Source organism: Pseudoalteromonas sp. J2K-J599 (assembly GCF_059295115.2).
Window position 1 is genome coordinate 1,783,912 of the sequence record NZ_CM200271.1, and the last position, 16,901, is coordinate 1,800,812.

Annotated in this window: 16 protein-coding genes and 3 pseudogenes; 14 read left to right on the forward strand and 5 right to left on the reverse strand. The window is 39.6% G+C overall.

Going from position 1 to position 16,901, the window contains the following annotated elements; genetic code table 11:
- Positions 1-5: 5 nt before the first annotated feature.
- Positions 6-1,181, reverse strand: a complete 1,176-nt coding sequence (locus tag AC5NT5_RS08075) for an isovaleryl-CoA dehydrogenase (RefSeq protein WP_494513088.1) — start codon at positions 1,179-1,181, stop codon at positions 6-8.
- Positions 1,182-1,237: 56 nt separating this feature from the next.
- Positions 1,238-1,672, reverse strand: a complete 435-nt coding sequence (locus AC5NT5_RS08080; RefSeq protein ID WP_165723432.1) for a MerR family transcriptional regulator — start codon at positions 1,670-1,672, stop codon at positions 1,238-1,240.
- A gap of 330 nt (positions 1,673-2,002) precedes the next feature.
- On the opposite strand from AC5NT5_RS08080, the gene AC5NT5_RS08085 reads away from it, so the two are divergent.
- The 7 genes from AC5NT5_RS08085 (at position 2,003) to AC5NT5_RS08115 (ending at position 9,776) form a co-directional block, all read left to right on the forward strand.
- Positions 2,003-3,184 carry a thiolase family protein gene (locus AC5NT5_RS08085; RefSeq protein WP_494513087.1) on the forward strand — a complete coding sequence of 394 codons (1,182 nt, stop codon included), beginning with the start codon at positions 2,003-2,005 and terminating at the stop codon, positions 3,182-3,184.
- Positions 3,185-3,309: 125 nt separating this feature from the next.
- The gene (locus AC5NT5_RS08090; protein WP_494513086.1) at positions 3,310-4,800 is read left to right on the forward strand and encodes a CoA-acylating methylmalonate-semialdehyde dehydrogenase; all 1,491 of its coding nucleotides are present in this window, start codon (positions 3,310-3,312) and stop codon (positions 4,798-4,800) included.
- 175 nt (positions 4,801-4,975) lie between these two features.
- On the forward strand, positions 4,976-6,133 hold the full coding sequence (locus tag AC5NT5_RS08095; RefSeq protein WP_002961869.1) for an acyl-CoA dehydrogenase family protein: 1,158 nt from the start codon (positions 4,976-4,978) through the stop codon (positions 6,131-6,133).
- Between the two features lie 10 nt (positions 6,134-6,143).
- Positions 6,144-6,935: an enoyl-CoA hydratase gene (locus tag AC5NT5_RS08100; protein WP_494513085.1), complete on the forward strand. Its 792-nt coding sequence runs from the start codon at positions 6,144-6,146 to the stop codon at positions 6,933-6,935.
- Positions 6,935-8,086, forward strand: a complete 1,152-nt coding sequence (locus AC5NT5_RS08105; protein WP_494513084.1) for an enoyl-CoA hydratase/isomerase family protein — start codon at positions 6,935-6,937, stop codon at positions 8,084-8,086. The genes AC5NT5_RS08100 and AC5NT5_RS08105 overlap by 1 nt, the downstream gene beginning before the upstream one ends.
- 10 nt (positions 8,087-8,096) lie before the next feature.
- The gene (gene mmsB, locus AC5NT5_RS08110) at positions 8,097-8,996 is read left to right on the forward strand and encodes a 3-hydroxyisobutyrate dehydrogenase (RefSeq protein WP_494513083.1); all 900 of its coding nucleotides are present in this window, start codon (positions 8,097-8,099) and stop codon (positions 8,994-8,996) included.
- Between the two features lie 9 nt (positions 8,997-9,005).
- The gene (locus AC5NT5_RS08115; RefSeq protein WP_494513082.1) at positions 9,006-9,776 is read left to right on the forward strand and encodes an SDR family oxidoreductase; all 771 of its coding nucleotides are present in this window, start codon (positions 9,006-9,008) and stop codon (positions 9,774-9,776) included.
- A gap of 289 nt (positions 9,777-10,065) precedes the next feature.
- Here the strand turns inward: AC5NT5_RS08115 and AC5NT5_RS08120 are convergent, their stop codons facing one another.
- Complete coding sequence (locus AC5NT5_RS08120; protein ID WP_494513081.1) at positions 10,066-10,992, reverse strand: integron integrase; 927 nt, start codon at positions 10,990-10,992, stop codon at positions 10,066-10,068.
- Between the two features lie 233 nt (positions 10,993-11,225).
- Here AC5NT5_RS08120 and AC5NT5_RS08125 point away from each other — a divergent pair, with 233 nt between their 5' ends.
- Complete coding sequence (locus AC5NT5_RS08125) at positions 11,226-11,699, forward strand: hypothetical protein (protein WP_494513080.1); 474 nt, start codon at positions 11,226-11,228, stop codon at positions 11,697-11,699.
- A 32-nt stretch (positions 11,700-11,731) separates the two neighbouring features.
- On the opposite strand, the pseudogene AC5NT5_RS08130 reads toward AC5NT5_RS08125, so the two are convergent.
- Positions 11,732-12,352 (reverse strand): annotated as a pseudogene (locus AC5NT5_RS08130) (transposase); the annotation flags it as partial.
- A gap of 39 nt (positions 12,353-12,391) precedes the next feature.
- Positions 12,392-12,613: pseudogene (locus AC5NT5_RS08135) on the reverse strand (IS982 family transposase); the annotation flags it as partial.
- 392 nt (positions 12,614-13,005) lie between these two features.
- On the opposite strand from AC5NT5_RS08135, the gene AC5NT5_RS08140 reads away from it, so the two are divergent.
- The 6 genes and pseudogenes from AC5NT5_RS08140 (at position 13,006) to AC5NT5_RS08165 (ending at position 16,802) form a co-directional block, all read left to right on the forward strand.
- A complete protein-coding gene (locus AC5NT5_RS08140; RefSeq protein WP_494513079.1) occupies positions 13,006-13,227 on the forward strand; it encodes a hypothetical protein in 222 nt (73 codons plus the stop codon).
- A 148-nt stretch (positions 13,228-13,375) separates the two neighbouring features.
- Positions 13,376-13,653, forward strand: a pseudogene (locus AC5NT5_RS08145) (hypothetical protein); the annotation flags it as partial.
- 249 nt (positions 13,654-13,902) lie between these two features.
- Positions 13,903-15,060 carry a DUF547 domain-containing protein gene (locus AC5NT5_RS08150; RefSeq protein WP_494513078.1) on the forward strand — a complete coding sequence of 386 codons (1,158 nt, stop codon included), beginning with the start codon at positions 13,903-13,905 and terminating at the stop codon, positions 15,058-15,060.
- 192 nt (positions 15,061-15,252) lie between these two features.
- A complete protein-coding gene (locus AC5NT5_RS08155) occupies positions 15,253-15,651 on the forward strand; it encodes a hypothetical protein (protein ID WP_494513077.1) in 399 nt (132 codons plus the stop codon).
- Between the two features lie 43 nt (positions 15,652-15,694).
- Entirely contained in the window at positions 15,695-16,267 is a 573-nt protein-coding gene (locus AC5NT5_RS08160; protein ID WP_494513076.1) for a hypothetical protein, read from the forward strand.
- Positions 16,268-16,376: 109 nt separating this feature from the next.
- The gene (locus AC5NT5_RS08165; protein WP_494513075.1) at positions 16,377-16,802 is read left to right on the forward strand and encodes an aspartyl protease family protein; all 426 of its coding nucleotides are present in this window, start codon (positions 16,377-16,379) and stop codon (positions 16,800-16,802) included.
- Positions 16,803-16,901 lie beyond the last annotated feature (99 nt).

Genomic DNA, 16,901 nt, shown 5'->3' on the forward strand with positions numbered 1-16,901 from the left:
AATCCTTAACGGCTTTCTGTGAAAAGTTCGCGGCCAATAAGCATGCGACGAATTTCGGATGTACCTGCACCAATTTCGTATAATTTAGCGTCACGAAGAAGACGACCCGTTGCGTATTCGTTTATGTAGCCATTACCACCTAAAATTTGAATTGCATCTAGCGCCATTTTAGTTGCAAGCTCTGCGGCGTATAAAATGGCACCGGCGGCATCTTTACGGGTGGTTTCGCCTCGGTCACACGCTTTAGCTACCGTGTATACGTATGAGCGCGCAGCATTCATTTGTGTATACATGTCGGCTATTTTGCCTTGAATTAACTGAAATTGACCAATAGGGGTATCAAACTGTTTACGCTCATGAATGTACGGTACCACTATGTCCATACACGCTTGCATTATGCCAAGCGGGCCCGCTGCAAGTACTACGCGTTCGTAATCAAGACCACTCATAAGTACTTTAACGCCTTCGTTTAAGTTACCTAAAATGTTTTCCTCGGGTACTTCGCAGTTTTCAAATACTAGCTCACAGGTATTTGAGCCGCGCATACCCAGTTTGTCGAGCTTTTGTGCTGTTGAAAAACCAGGAAAGTCACTTTCAACAATAAATGCGGTAATGCCTTTAGCGCCAGCGTTTAAATCTGTTTTAGCGTAAATAACGAGTGTGTGTGCGTCTGGGCCATTGGTGATCCACATTTTATTACCGTTTAAAATGTACTTATCTCCTTTTTTTTCGGCTTTGAGTTTCATCGATACAACGTCAGAGCCCGCATTAGGCTCGCTCATTGCAAGGGCACCAATGTGCTCACCACTAATAAGCTTTGGTAAGTATTTTTCTTTTTGAGCTTGTGTGCCGTTACGGTTAATTTGATTAACACACAAGTTTGAATGCGCACCATAGCTTAAACCTATAGAGGCACTGGCACGGCTTATTTCTTCCATAGCAATAACATGTTCTAAGTAACCTAAACCGGCGCCGCCAAGTTCTTCAGATACGGTCATACCTAGTACGCCCATTTCGCCCATTTGAGTCCAAAGTTGATTTGGAAAAGCGTTATCTAAGTCCGTTTTTTCAGCAAGCGGGGCAATCTCCTGACTCGCAAAACTGTTTACGTGGTCGCGGATCATATCGGCGGTTTCGCCAAGGCCAAAGTTCATTTCTTTATATAGTGAAATAGTGCTCATGATTCATTCCTGTGTGACGTGTGTGTTGTCAGTGTGTTTTTATTTTAAAAATAAACTTACTCGTCTATTTTATTAAGCGTGTCTCTACAGCGGCGCTCGGCCGTCACCAACTCCATAAGAACAACTTTAATGTCGTCCATTTGTTGAGATAGGTCTGCTTTTTTTTCTGATATAAGGTCAAGCATAGTAACCAACTGCTTAGCGCTTGATTTATCTGCGTCGTACAGTTCAAACAAACGACCGGTTTCGGCCAATGTAAAGCCAAGGCGCTTACCACGTAATATTAGTTTTAAACGCACTTTATCGCGTTTTGAATAAATACGGGTTTGACCATTACGATCAGGCGTTATTAACCCTTGGTCTTCGTAAAAGCGAATAGAGCGGGTTGTAATGTCAAATTCTTTAGCGAGTTCGCTAATGCTAAATGTTTGTTCATTACTGGCCGGCATTTTGGCTGAGCTTGCAAAGTTTGTTTGATTATCTGGTTTCATAATTGTATTTACCTCATTCGAATAACTCCAATATAAGTGAAGTTTACGTAAAGGTAAAGCTTGGTGTGTTTTGAAACTATTTATAAAGAGATTTTTGAGCGAGGCATTGATTTATATTATTAATATTCAATGGGTTATTTTTATTTTATCAGTGTAGCCTAACCGATGGAAAATAATCATTACACTTATAAAACTAAAAATTAAGCTGTTTTTAGTTGACGTTGGCGTAAACGTTAGTATTGTGTAAGGGTATTAAATAATAAATGAATACTAAATTAATAGAGCAAATATACTAACAACTATTTGCATATAAATACAATGGAGTTAGTTATGACTTTAGAATCAGTGGTAATTGTAGCAGCAAAACGCACCCCAATGGGTGGTTTTATGGGAGCGTTAAGTGATGCGCAGTCTACCGAGCTTGGCGCAACCGCCATTGCAAGTGCACTTGCACAAACTGGTTTAGCTAATGATGCAATAGACGAAGTAATTATGGGCTGCGTATTACCAGCAGGCCTTGGACAAGCACCCGCACGCCAAGCAATGTTAAAAGCTGGCCTTGCACTTAGCACTGGCGCTACAACAATTAACAAAGTATGTGGCTCTGGTTTAAAAGCGGCCATGCTTGCAAACGATTTAATTAAAGCGGGCTCTATTCAATCTGCTATTGCTGGTGGCATGGAGAGCATGACAAACACACCGTACTTTATACCAAAAGCGCGTGGCGGAATGCGTATGGGGCACGGTGAAATAAAAGATCACATGATGAGCGATGGCCTTGAAGATGCTTACGACAACAAAGCAATGGGTTGTTTTGCACAAGACACCGCCGACGAATACGGCATTGGTCGCGAGCAAATGGATACGTTTGCATTAGGCTCATTAAGTAAAGCTAAAGCCGCGATACAAAATGGTAGCTTTGATAACGAAGTTGCACCCCATACAATGCAAACACGCAAAGGCGATGTAACAGTATCGATTGACGAGCAACCAGGTAACGCCCGCCCAGAAAAAATTCCTACCTTACGTGCAGCTTTTAAAAAAGACGGCACTATTACAGCCGCTAATTCATCGTCAATTTCAGATGGTGGCGCAGCGCTTATATTGATGAGCGAATCAAAAGCAAAAGAGCAAGGGTTAACACCGCTTTGTAAAATTGTGGCGCACAGCACGCATTCTCAAAAACCAAGTGAATTTACAGTAGCGCCAGTAGGGGCTATGAACAGCGTGCTTGAAAAAGCAGGTTGGGCTGTAAACGACGTTGATCTTTGGGAAATTAACGAAGCATTTGCCATGGTAACCATGCTGGCTATTAACGAGTTAAAACTTGATGAAAGTAAAGTAAACGTTAACGGCGGTGCATGTGCACTTGGCCACCCAATTGGTGCAAGCGGCGCGCGTATTTTAGTAACGCTGATTCATGCCCTTAAAAACCGAGGTCTTAAAAAAGGCATTGCGTCTTTATGTATTGGTGGCGGTGAAGCGGTTGCTATGGCCGTGGAAGCGTATTAACTAGGTATTTAATAGTTATAAGAAAGCTGTACGAATAACTATAAAAGCGCTGCACTAATAATACTAACAAAGCGGCGCTACCAATTTTAAAAGAGAACACACAACTCACACACTAGGATTTAATCATGCACCAAGTACCACTACTTATTAATGGCGAATTTATTCAATCAGCATCAAAAGAGCTTATCGATGTTATAAACCCAGCAACTCAAGAAGTACTTGCACAAGTGCCATGTACCACAGAATCAGAAATGGACGCGGCAATTGCCTCAGCTTCTGAGACGTTTAAAACATGGAAAGACGTACCTATTACTGAACGTGCTCGCATTATGATGAAGTACGCGGCGCTATTAAAAGAACATCATGATGAGCTTGCTACCATTATTTGCCATGAATTGGGTAAAACATTTGAAGATGCAAAAGGCGATGTTTGGCGCGGTATTGAAGTAGTAGAACAAGCAGCAAACGCACCATCATTAATGATGGGTGAAACAATGGAAAACGTAGCGCGTAAAATCGATACGTATTCTTACATGCAGCCACTTGGCGTATGTGCGGGCGTAACACCATTTAACTTTCCTGCAATGATCCCACTTTGGATGTTCCCGCTGGCTATTGTGTGTGGTAACACCTTTATTTTAAAACCGTCAGAGCAAGATCCACTTACACCAATGCGCTTAGCTGAGCTATTTATTGAAGCCGGCGCACCAAAAGGCGTATTACAGGTTGTTCATGGTACAAAACCACAAGTAGACCGCTTACTAGAAGATAAAGCAGTGCGTGCTATTTCGTTTGTAGGCTCGTGTGGTGTAGGTGCTTATATTTATTCTAAAGGCACACAAAATCTTAAACGCGTGCAAGCGTGTGTTGGCGCTAAAAACCACATGGTTATTATGCCTGATGCAAGTAAATCGCACGTTGTAAATAACTTAGTAGGCGCATCAGTAGGTGCTGCTGGCCAGCGTTGTATGGGTATTTCGGTTGCTGTATTTGTAGGTCAAGCAAGTGAGTGGGTAGATGAAATTAAAGCAGGCTTTGAAAATGTACGCCCAGGCGTGTGGGATGATGCAAACGCGGCATACGGGCCGCAAACATCAAAAGCAGCAAAAGCACGTATTTTATCACTCATTGCCGGTGGTAAAGAGCAAGGCGCTACCTGTTTAATTGATGGTTCTGACTTTACGGTTGAAGGGTATGAGCAAGGTAACTGGGTTGGCCCAACGTTATTTACTGACGTAACCAAAGAAATGGATTTATACAAAGAAGAAATATTTGGTCCAGTACTAGCGTGTATGTTTGTAGACACGCTTGAAGAGGCAATCGCCCTTATTAACGACAGCCCTTACGGTAACGGTACCTCGTTATTCACGTCAAGCGGCGCAGTGGCTCGTAAATTCCAACACGAAATTGAAGTAGGCCAAGTAGGTATTAATGTGCCAATTCCGGTGCCACTTCCGTTCTTTTCGTTCACTGGTTGGAAAGGCTCGTTTTACGGCGATACTCACACGTACGGTAAGCAAGGTATTCGCTTTTACACAGAAACTAAAACAATTACATCACGTTGGTTTGAAGACGACATTGCGTCGGGCCCAAACATGAGTATTAACTTAAAATAATCGTAATTAAAAAATGAGTAAATAAAAGAATAATTAATAAAAAAGATGGGCGCGAAGGCTACTTCACACACAACACACATAAGCCTTCGCCGCTCGTCACAAACTATCCCTGTAACGGGAAAGCGAAACGCAACAAACACACAACAACAAACACACAACTAAAGAGGTCTCTACCATGGACTTTAACTTATCAGAAGATCAACAAGCCTTTGCTCAAACAGCACGCCAATTTGCCGAGTCAGAACTTGCGCCCCATGCAGCAAAATGGGATCGCGAACATATCTTTCCTAAAGACACGATTAAAGCAGCGGGCGAGCTTGGTTTTTGTGGTTTATACACGCCAGAGGAAGCAGGCGGCCTTGGTTTATCACGTTTAGATTCGAGCATTATTTTTGAACAACTTGCTATGGGTTGTACCGCAACAACGGCCATGTTGACCATTCATAATATGGCCACCTGGATGGTAGCAAGTTTTGGTACCGATGCCGTAAAAGACAAATACGTTGAGCAATTAGTAATGGGCGAGTTACTTGCCTCTTATTGTTTAACTGAGCCAGGGTCGGGCTCAGACGCCGCATCACTTAAAACAAAAGCCGTGCTTGAGGGCGATGAGTACGTTATTAACGGCTCAAAAATGTTTATATCGGGCGCTGGCGAAACTGAAGTGCTAGTTGTAATGGCACGTACAGGCGGCGAAGGCGCTGCGGGTATTTCGGCATTTGTAGTGCCTGCCGACGCAAAAGGCGTTGAATACGGCAAAGCTGAGGAAAAAATGGGTTGGAACGCACAACCAACACGCCTAATTAGCTTTGAAGATGTACGCATTCCTGCGCATAACTTGTTAGGCGCAGAAGGCGAAGGCTTTAAATTTGCGATGCAAGGCCTTGATGGCGGCCGAATTAACATTGCCACATGTTCAATTGGTACAGCGCAAGCGGCGCTTAATACAGCCCGTGAATATTTAAAAGAACGTACACAATTTGGTAAACCATTGGCTGCGTTTCAAGCATTGCAATTTAAAATTGCCGATATGAACACCGAACTTGTAGCTGCGCGCCAAATGGTAAGGCTTGCTGCATTTAAACTTGATAATAACGACGTTGAAAAAACCACTTACTGCGCCATGGCTAAACGTTTTGCTACCGATGTTGGCTTTACTGTGTGTAACGACGCACTGCAAATTCATGGTGGTTACGGTTATATAAAAGAATACCCGCTTGAGCGCCATGTACGTGATGTACGCGTTCATCAAATTTTAGAGGGCACTAACGAAATTATGCGTGTGATTATAGCGCGCCGTATTTTGGCTGAGTCTGCAAGCGACGTTTTATAAGGAGCAATGTATGTCAGAATCTAAATCTAATCCGAGTATTGAACTTACAACCGAAGGTCATGTTGCTATTTTAACTATGTCTAACCCGCCAGCAAACACCTGGACAAAAGACACCCTAGTTGATTTAAAAAATACCGTTAATGCGCTTAATAACAATAAAAATATTTATTCATTAGTACTGACTGGTGAAGGCGAGAAGTTTTTTAGCGCGGGTGCCGACCTAAATGTATTTGCTGGTGGCGATAAAGGCGTAGCCGCTGATATGTCGCGGGTATTTGGTGAAGCATTTGAAGCATTGACTAATTTTAGAGGCGTGTCGGTTGCGGCCATAAACGGCTATGCAATGGGCGGCGGGCTAGAAGTGGCGCTTGCGTGCGATATACGTATAGCTGAAGAGCAAGCACAAATGGCGCTCCCTGAGGCTAAAGTTGGGTTGTTACCGTGTGCGGGTGGCACACAAAATTTAGCATGGCTAGTTGGCGAAGGCTGGGCAAAACGCATGATTTTATGCGGCGAGCGCCTAAAAGCTGATAAAGCTCTGCAAATTGGCTTAGTAGAAGAAGTAGTACCACAGGGTGAAAGCTTTGCGGCCGCATTAAAACTGGCCAACCAAGTAGCCGATCAAAGCCCTACCTCAGTTGCAGCGTGTAAAACATTGATTCAAAAAGGGCGCCATCAACCAATGGCAAGTGTATTGCCTCTTGAGCGCGAGTTATTTGTTGGTTTATTTGATACCGAAGATCAACAAGAGGGCGTAAATGCCTTTTTAGAAAAACGCCGCGCTAACTGGGTAAATGGCTAATGAGTGCTTTAACATTATTAAATATCGCCGATGAGCCCGTGGTATTTGAAACCGCAACCGCAGAAAACGGCAGTTTAATTGGGCTTATTACACTCAATGCGCCAAAAGCCTTAAATGCACTTAATTTTGAGATGATCAAATTACTTGAGCCGCAATTGCGAGCTTGGCAAGACGATGATGCTATTGCAATGGTGTTGTTAAAAGGCGCAGGCGATAAAGCATTTTGTGCAGGCGGCGATGTTGTAAGCCTTCATCATGCAATGGCGCAAGGTAAACCAACAAGCTTAGTTGAAGAGTTTTTTACGCTTGAGTACAAGCTTGATTACCTTATTCATACCTTTGATAAACCAATCCTTGTTTGGGGTAACGGTATAGTGATGGGCGGCGGTTTAGGGCTAATGGCCGGTGCTAGCCATCGCGTCGTAACCGAAACATCTCGCATTGCCATGCCAGAGCAAACCATAGGTTTATACCCAGATGTAGGCGGCAGTTACTTTTTACATAAAATGCCACAAAACGTGGGGCTATTTTTAGGGTTAACGTCGGCATCAATTAACTGCGACGACGCGCGTTTTGTATCACTTGCCGATCACTTTATCGACAGCACTAAATATGATTCCATGCTTACGCAAATTTTAACTGCAAAGTGGGGCAAAACCGCAAGTTTAAATCATGAGCGTTTAACTAAGTTATTAACCGATTTAGACAACCAATCTGCGCGTATGCCAAAAGGCAATATAAAAGCTAATTTAAAAACGATTCAAAAGCTGGGTGAATTTACAACCTTGCAGGAGCAAGTTGATTATATTTTAGGGCTAACCACTGACGATAAATGGCTACAACGCGCCCAAAAGTCACTAAAACACGGATGCCCACTAAGCTGCGCACTCGTTAGTGAGCAATTAAAAACAAGTAAAGGCAAAAGCTTATTAGCGTGTTTTAAAATGGAGCTGGGTATGTCGGTTCGCGCTGGCGAAGTAGGTGAATTTCAAGAAGGTGTAAGGGCGTTATTAATAGATAAAGACGGCGCGCCTAATTGGCAGTACAAAACACTAAGTGATGTACCACAAACAATAATCGACAGTTTTTTTGCTAACCGCTTTGGCGAAAAACACCCTCTCAATGGCTTAGACACGCCATCACACAAATAAAGGAAAGACGATGACTAAACTAAATATTGGTTTTATCGGCTTAGGTAATATGGGCGGCCCAATGGCGGCTAACTTAATTAAAGCAGGCCATATTGTTAGCGTGTTTGATTTAAACCAGTCGGTCGTAAATGAGCTTGCAAGTAAAGGCGCAAAAGCAACTGTTGATGCAAAGCAGTGTGCAACTAATGCTGACGTACTTATTAGTATGTTACCTGCGGGCAAACATGTTAAGTCGCTGTATTTGGGTAATAACGACGACAGCGGTTTAATTAACGTGCTGAGCAACAATACATTAGTAATTGATTGCTCAACAATAGATGCAGAATCAGCACGTATTGTAGGCAGTAAACTTGGCGAGCAGGGCATAAGCTTCGTGGATGCACCGGTATCGGGCGGCGTTGCAGGCGCAACTGCTGGCACTCTTACCTTTATTGTAGGTGGCGAAAAAGCAGCGTTCGATAAAGCAAATACAGTGCTTAGTGATATGGGTAAAAACATATTTCATGCAGGCGATATTGGCGCAGGGCAAGTAGCAAAAATATGTAATAACATGCTACTTAGCATTTTAATGGCAGGTACCAGCGAAGCACTGCAAATGGGTATTAACAACGGCCTCGATCCTAAAGTACTTAGCGACATTATGACCGCAAGTTCGGGCCGTAACTGGACGCTTGAACTTTACAACCCTTGCCCAGGTGTAATGGATGCAGCCCCTGCAAGTAACGATTACAAACCTGGCTTTATGGTCGATTTAATGGCTAAAGATTTAGGCCTTGCTATGGAAGCCGCGCAGCAAAGTAATTCATCAACCCCTATGGGTTCAATGGCTAAAAATTTATACACTATGCTACAGCACCAAGATGCGGGTAGTGATGACTTTAGTGCCATTTTTAAACTGTTTTCTAAGTAGGAGCAACGAGTGGAAATTAAAAATAACACGGTAGTCATAACCGGTGGCGCACAAGGTTTAGGCTTTGCAATGGCGCAAAAGTTTGCACTTATGGGTGCTAACATTGCTTTAATAGATATGGCACAAGACTTATTAAACACCGCATGCGAAAAACTAACACAGCTTGAAGGTGTAACCAGCAACATAAAAGGCTACGCCGCAAACGTAACAAATGAGAGCGAAGTAGAAAACGTATTTAATACCATTAACAGCGATTTTGGCCATATTGGCGTGCTTATAAACAACGCCGGTATTTTACGCGACGGCATGTTTATAAAGGCTAAAGACGGCAAAGTCGTTAAAAAAATGTCTCTTGAGCAATTTCAATCCGTGATTGATGTAAACCTGACGGGTGTGTTTTTAGCAGGGCGGGAAGCTGCAAGCCACATGATTGAATCAGGCAAAGGCGGCGTAATCGTTAATATGTCGAGCGTAGCGCGCGCAGGTAATATAGGCCAAACAAATTACGCGGCATCAAAAGCAGGCGTAGTGGCACTTACCACCACATGGGCTAAAGAACTTGGCCGTTTTGGTATACGTGTAGGCGCTATTGCACCAGGTGTAATAAGTACCGCCATGACCGACGCCATGAAGCCCGAAGCCAAACAACGTATGCTTGCAGTAACGCCAGTAGGGCGCTTAGGCGAAAGCGACGAAATTGCCCATACCGCACAATACATAATCGAAAACGACTTTTTTACCGGCCGCGTGGTTGAAATAGACGGCGGCATTCGTTTGTAAAACAAGCGGGATTAAGATTGATTTAAAAAGCATGGCGCTTGTGGGTTGTGCTTTTTTGTTTTAAATCGGGGAGATTTCTAAACTTGAAAAAGGGCTGATAACGGCGTTGGAAATTTCTTGTAAAACATGAGTAGGATACCCGTTGAATTAAAACGTAGAACATTTTAGCGTTCTAAATAACTCATTAACTGCGTTAAAAACTTCTCATATAGACAAACAATATAACTAAATTTTTGCCTTGTTACTGAGATATTTATAATCTTGAAAAAGGGCTAATAACACCATTGGCTCATTGCTGTAAAACATGAGTATATATTTGGGTTGTTCGCACATCACTATGGCCTAATTGTGCCTGAACCGTACGAATATCAGCGCCACTTTGTAATAGGTGCGTTGCAAATGAATGGCGTAAGGTATGTGGTGTAACGTGTTTCCTAATTTTTGCATCGTCAGCAGCCTGTTTAACAGCGCGTTGTAATTGCTTTTCATCAATATGATGACGTCTTAATTGCTTACTCTCAGGATCAATGCTTAATTTATGTGATGAAAATAAATGTTGCCAGCCCAGCTGCTTATTATGATTTGGATATTTTTTACGTAACAAATGCGGCATGTACGCACCGCAATATAAAGGGTTTTTCAGATCTAATTGCAGGTAACTATCAACTAATTGTATTTGAGAACGTAATTGCGGTGTGAGCTCTACGGCAAGGGTTACAACACGATTTTTGCCTCCTTTGCCATCCCAAATTCGAATGCAGTTATAGTCAAAGTCAATATCGTGTACCCGTAAACGCAGTACCTCCATTAATCGCATACCACTGCCATAAAGTAATCCACAGGGTAAATAATGCTTTGCAGAGCACACTTTAAAAAAATTATTTATTTCTTGCTGCGTTAAAACTACCGGTAGTTTAGTTGCTCGTTTGCTCTTAATAAAACTTAATGATAATGAAAGTGGCTTTTTAATCACTTCTTTAAATAAAAAGCTCAACGCATTTAAGGCTTGTGTTTGAGTGTTAGGAGCAACATTTTGTTGATTGACTAAGTAATTTAAAAAAAGTTCGACCTCATTATCTCCCATCGTTGTTGGGTGCCTCATAGAGTTAAATCGAATAAACGAAGCTATCCAGTATAAATACGCTTTAATAGTACTTTTAGCACAACGCTTTAGATACATTTGTTCGGCTATCATAGTTAAAAAAGGTGATTTCATGATATGAATCTCTAGTAAAAATTAACTGTGTATATAGACAGTACTTGTTGTTTTGTCCAATATTACTGATCTCCACCATTTCGGTGTATTTGTGCATTGATTAAAAATAATTTCCAGTTAACTAATTGTTTACAGTTGTTTATTTGATGGTTAAGATAAATGCACTGTAATATATGGACATTTGTCGGTTTATAAAACGACAAATGTCGTAGACAAAGTTGTTAGAGGGCTCGATGACTAAGCTGATATCTTTCATACTTCTAAGCTTTTTCTCTTTGAACTGCTTTGCGGAAGAGTGCACTCGTGCTTTACCTGAGCCTGTAGTAAAAAATAAAACACTTACTAATAATTATTTGCTGTCAAAGTTACAAGATCGAATTTTAATTGAAACTTTTGTTTTAGATTCAGGGCAAAAAGTAAAAATTGAACAAAGTGGCTGTCATCACTTTGGTTTAAGCTACAGTTTTGAGGTCGATATTTTTCCTAAACATAAAACTATTCCAATAGCTTTAGAATTAGTTAAGCCAATTATTGAGGTTGCACCTCTAGCGGCAAACACAATATATAACGCTCTTCTTAGTGTTAAGGAGCGTAATTCAGCACCAGAAATAATAACAATAACAGAAGGCTATAATTGGTTACATATCTCAACAAAATACGAGGATGGCAAATTAAATCTAGTTTTAGTGTACGATATAGCCCTCTAACAACACGCCCTGAGGTGGACGACTAGTAAAATTTAGCTATTAACTGCAAATTTTAAAAGTGGTGAGCCTCTGCGTTTTAAGGCCGCTAAATACGTCGATTCATCGTAGGGTGTATTCGTTTTCCAACACCTAAATACAATCCTTATCCATTTAAATGCCAGTGATCTAATTATGCTGTTATGCGGCTTACCCTTGGCTTTTTGTTGCTCATAATACGCTTTAGCCCAAAACGAATAACGAATAGAAAAGCCTGCCCATTCTACAAATGTTTGCCTTAAAAAAGTGGGGCAACTATAACGCCAATGAGTCCACATTTTTTGGCCACTGCGCTCAATAACAGGCGCTATACCCGCGTACTTTTGAAGTTCTGCAGCATCATTATAACGCGCACGATTACCCCCAAAAGCAACAAGTAAACGTGGGGCGAGTTGTGGATCTGCACCGGGTAAGCTATCAAATATCTTTTTATCTTGCTGGGCTTTATAAGCCGATTTTATTGCTTTATCGAGCTTTTCAATACCTTTTAATAACACTTTAAATTGCGTAATAAGCACTTCAACGAGCATTTGATTAGGCACAATGACGCCTTCATCCAGAGTTAATGGCATTGAATTTTTAATACTGTCTAATCGTGCATTATTGACCGTGGTAAAAAAATAACAGTAAAAAAATAACAGTGACACCCATCCTTAATTTTGCCAATACTGACAAACAAATTTGGTGTAGTAAGTTTTAAAGTCGCGATAACCTGATTGATGAAAAGCAATTAATATAGTCATCACTTCGCTAGAGGATAGTCGAGATGGCTTAATGCGTTGCTTTTCACCTGATTCTATTAGGTGTTTAAGCCATTGAGGTTCAAACAATAAACAAAAATCATCGACATCTACGTAAATTGCATCTAAGTTATTCATGCCCTTGCCTCGGTAATCTTATGTTTCTTGGTCGAAGGATCTGATCACTGCAAGGGCATTTAGTTCCATTTCTTATGTGCAGCTCAGGTTACATAGGCTCCGCCTTGCCTCAAAACCAAACATACTGCTGCAAATTCACCCAGCAAAGATCAACACGCCCTAGTAAAAGTTAACTGTATATATAGACAGTGCTTGTTGTTTTGTCCAATATTACTGATCTCCACCATTTCGTGTATTTGTGCATTGATTAAAAATAATTTCCAGTTAACTAATTGTTTACAGGTGTTTATTTGATGATTAAGATAAATGCACAGTAATATATGGACATTTGTCGGTTTATAAAACGACAAATGTCGTAGACAAAATTGTTATAATCAAAGGAGCTGTAGTGGATGGAATCAAAAGTAAAGTTAACTGGTGGCACGTTATTCGTAATAGCGTTAATTGTTCTCTTTTTGGGGAATACACGTTCCATAGAAATTGTAGAAAAACTAGATGGGATACAGTCTGATGTTTCTAGCTTAAAGAGTGAAGTTGCATCTTACAAGCAGCAAGTTGAAATATTGAAAAATGAAAACCTTAACTTAAAAGAACAGCTTAGAAGTGGTAATTAGTTATAACAAGCTGTTAAACAAGGACAATGCTCCTGACCCGTTTTAGTGGACACCTCCTCATCACTTTGAGGAAAATAATGATTAGGATGACACCTATCCTAATCATTAGGAAAAAAGCCAACAAAAACAGTATGAAGAGTGCATTATTATAAATAATGAATCACGCAAAAAGCTGAGCTATGTAGACAAAATGAAAGTAAAAATAGATAGCCGAATCGGACGACAATAGCTGTTTATTAAATAATGGCAAACGACTCGGCTGTATAGAACCGGCTTTCCTTTAAGTAAAAAGCGAAATATTATCGTGAATAAAGGGATGAACAAACTGACCTTACGAGGTCAGATGAAAATGAATGCCTTTACTTTATTGTGTGGAAACTGTATTGCCTTGTTCATAAAATACAGTTGCAAAAGACGATGCATTGAGAAAGGGAGGCCCTTTTACCCTAAATTAAAGCTACTCAACCAGCCGCAACCCCTTCCAAAACGCCAATTAAAACAATATCAAACACTTTTTTATATTCTGCGTAAAATTACAGTAATCAATTGAACGAAAATAGGAACTCAGCTATGGTTTGTTTATCAATAAAAATACATAAAAAACGAGTTAATCTAGAGACTCGTTATGTTGCTCATGAAGAATGTGGGCTATTCTACTCAAAATAAGGATTTTTTATGAGTTTATTTAAATTAGTTAGTTTATTGATCAAGTTTAGTTGTTTGTTGTTGCTTTTAAGCGCCCCAAAATATCTTCACGCTGAGGATAAAGCCTACCCTCAATTTAGCGGTTATTCACCTAAATCTAAGTTAACAATAAACTTTGAACCTGTGAACATACTATTAGAATCGAATGTTCTTGATATGGGACCATCCAGAAGAATAAATGCTAAACTTGACAAACCTCCGATAGGTACTAGGTTAAGAAATGTTTTCCCCAGTGCTACCCATAATGAAAGTAACAGATTCACATATGAGTTGATAAAATCTTCTAAACAAAAAAGTTTAGTCAATGATGTTAAAAAATATTTAGAATCATTGCCCGAGAAAAACAACCTTAATTTATATTCAAAACAAGAGCAATTGGCCTATTGGCTTAATCTTTATAACATTACTTTAATTAACGAAATTGTTAAGCGGTATCCAATAGTTAGTTTAGAAAAAATATTAACTGGTCCTGACTCACTATTGGATAAAAAGCTAGTGAATATTGGTAGTCTTCAGTTGAGTCTCAGTGACATACAGTATGGGATTTTAGATAAAAACTATAGTAAAGAACCTTTAATTATTTATGGATTATATCAAGGGTATATCGGCAGCCCAAATATCAATAAAAAAGCCTTTTCAGGTAAAAATGTATATAAGCTATTAAAAAATAATGCAACAGATTTTGTCAATTCGAATAGAGGTACAAAAATTGATTCTCTAAATAGTTTAGAGGTCTCTAGTTATTATGCGAGAAATGCTGATTATTTTCCTAATTTTAGCAATGACCTCAAACTTCATCTGTTGCAATTTGCTGATAAAACAACCCAAGAAATAATAAATAAGTCGGATAAAATTGAACCCATTATAAATAATTGGGCAATTGCTGATCTATTTGGAAGTAAAAGAGTCTTTGGTGGGGGCATGTCTACTAACTCAGCAGCATCAATAGGAATGTCAAGAAATTATGCGTTGACCGATAAAGTCACTAAAGACGCGAACACAGGTGGAAAGTTCAGACTTTCAGCTAGAGAAATAACCAGGTTAAAGGAGTTAATGAAAGTAAGAGCTAAGAATTACGGTGAGACATCCGTAACGATAACAGACCTAGAATTACAAGATGAAAACTAAAATTTACAATATGAACAGTAGCTCAGTATGATGAGCAAAAAAACAAACAAAATAAACTAGACACCCATCCTAAATTTCATGAAAAACACTAATAGATTGAACCAAAATAGGAACTCAGCTATGGTTTGTTTATCAATAAAAACAAATTTAAAAACGAGTTAATCTACAGGCTCGTTATGTGTTTTTCAAACTATGAGTAAATTTAAAGTTTTATTAATCCCTGTAGCTACTTTACTAGGAGCGCTATTAGGTTATTTTCTAGCACCGCCACAACCACTTTATCCCTTTGCAGGTGAAAAGCATGAACTTGAACTCATTTACTATATTGAGCTTCATATAGTCATTTATTTAGGTTTCTTTTCAGCATGTATTACATTTTTATTTTCTAAGCTCCTCAATACTTCCATAAGTTTAGCCATCGGTTCATTAATTTCAGTTGGTTTATTTATTGGCGCAATAGGTGACTTAAGGAGCGGAGCTATACCTTATTACAGTTTTCGCGAAATAGTTGTATATGTTGTTGGTTGTATTTCTTGGTATGGTATAGTTTATTTTTTCAGTAGCTTTTCCAATAAAAACAAAGTGGTATAAACACATAACAAGCCAACTAAGTAGGACTATAGCTAGGGAAAGTATGCAGAAAATTTTAGTTTTAGCGGTTATTTTAGTTTCTGGTTTTGTGAAAGCAGAATTTGATCCTTGTGAGTCAACCCAATACCCAGTTAAATGGGAATCTGAATTAGTGCATCCCGAATCTTATGAGCTTCCAGCCATTTTCTACAAAACTAATTATTCAAAGGTAATTTTACCTGTATCAAAAGCAATAGACTTTGTTAAAAATAATATGGCAAACCATAAGGCATATTTAAAAGACGCTAAAGCTTACATACTTGAAAGCTTATCTAAATTGCCAAAAAACAAACTTATAGACCACTCAAACCTCTTAATTGCAACAGATGGCTTGCAAGGACGAGAGTTGAGTAAAGCTATTCATGTTATGGCTGGATATCAAGGGCTATTCGAGGGATTACTATTAAAAAATGAGGCGTCAGTTAGTATTAATGGTAATTGGGTAAATTCATCAAGCGTTACTTACATAGTAGGCAATGATCCTGCTCCCTTGGATGACTTGAGTTTTGTTCATAAGTTAATTGTTTCTAATTCGAACCAAGTAGTGTTTGAAAAATGTTGGCTAGATAGAAAATAGCCATATAACAAAACGCCCTGAGGTGGGCGACTAGTAAAATTTGGCTATTAATTGTGGGTAGCTGAAAATAGTAAGTAAGATTTTAAAAACTTTATAACAAGGAACGTATATGAATTTATCTGAGGGCAAAATTGTAATTGAGTTTGAAATATCAGAAACAGGCCACCAAATTGTTGAAGCTAAAATTAACGGTAAATTGTTACGTTTTATTTTAGATACTGGCGCTGGGACATCTGTTTTAGACAGGGGATGCCTAAGTGAGTTAGGCATTGAAGAAAAACTCAATATTGAGAATGCGGCAGGCTTAGGCACTTCGGATCACGCTATGGGAGATATAGAAGTTGATTCAATTGAGTTTGGAAATGCCTTGTTTGAAAGTCCTGACTTTGTTTCACTTAATCTTGACCATGTTCAGGTCGCGGGTGGTGAAAAGGGAGTACATGGCTTGTTAGGCTCTTCCTTTTTTACTCAATACCAAGCAGTTATCGATTTTTCAAAAAATAGGTTGGAGCTTTTTAATAAAAAAATTAAATAACTAACCTAAACTTTGTACTTTAAATTTTATCTAACGCACCATGTTTATGGATTTTAATATGACATGATGCGACAGCTGTTATTGTTTACAACTTATATT

Coding starts and splice junctions, on each gene's coding strand:
- AC5NT5_RS08075 (WP_494513088.1), bottom strand. CDS start 1,181: ATGAGCACTATTTCACTATATAAAGAAATGAACTTTGGCCTTGGCGAA.
- AC5NT5_RS08080 (WP_165723432.1), bottom strand. CDS start 1,672: ATGAAACCAGATAATCAAACAAACTTTGCAAGCTCAGCCAAAATGCCG.
- AC5NT5_RS08085 (WP_494513087.1), top strand. CDS start 2,003: ATGACTTTAGAATCAGTGGTAATTGTAGCAGCAAAACGCACCCCAATG.
- AC5NT5_RS08090 (WP_494513086.1), top strand. CDS start 3,310: ATGCACCAAGTACCACTACTTATTAATGGCGAATTTATTCAATCAGCA.
- AC5NT5_RS08095 (WP_002961869.1), top strand. CDS start 4,976: ATGGACTTTAACTTATCAGAAGATCAACAAGCCTTTGCTCAAACAGCA.
- AC5NT5_RS08100 (WP_494513085.1), top strand. CDS start 6,144: ATGTCAGAATCTAAATCTAATCCGAGTATTGAACTTACAACCGAAGGT.
- AC5NT5_RS08105 (WP_494513084.1), top strand. CDS start 6,935: ATGAGTGCTTTAACATTATTAAATATCGCCGATGAGCCCGTGGTATTT.
- mmsB (WP_494513083.1), top strand. CDS start 8,097: ATGACTAAACTAAATATTGGTTTTATCGGCTTAGGTAATATGGGCGGC.
- AC5NT5_RS08120 (WP_494513081.1), bottom strand. CDS start 10,992: ATGAAATCACCTTTTTTAACTATGATAGCCGAACAAATGTATCTAAAG.
- AC5NT5_RS08125 (WP_494513080.1), top strand. CDS start 11,226: ATGACTAAGCTGATATCTTTCATACTTCTAAGCTTTTTCTCTTTGAAC.
- AC5NT5_RS08140 (WP_494513079.1), top strand. CDS start 13,006: ATGGAATCAAAAGTAAAGTTAACTGGTGGCACGTTATTCGTAATAGCG.
- AC5NT5_RS08150 (WP_494513078.1), top strand. CDS start 13,903: ATGAGTTTATTTAAATTAGTTAGTTTATTGATCAAGTTTAGTTGTTTG.
- AC5NT5_RS08155 (WP_494513077.1), top strand. CDS start 15,253: ATGAGTAAATTTAAAGTTTTATTAATCCCTGTAGCTACTTTACTAGGA.
- AC5NT5_RS08160 (WP_494513076.1), top strand. CDS start 15,695: ATGCAGAAAATTTTAGTTTTAGCGGTTATTTTAGTTTCTGGTTTTGTG.
- AC5NT5_RS08165 (WP_494513075.1), top strand. CDS start 16,377: ATGAATTTATCTGAGGGCAAAATTGTAATTGAGTTTGAAATATCAGAA.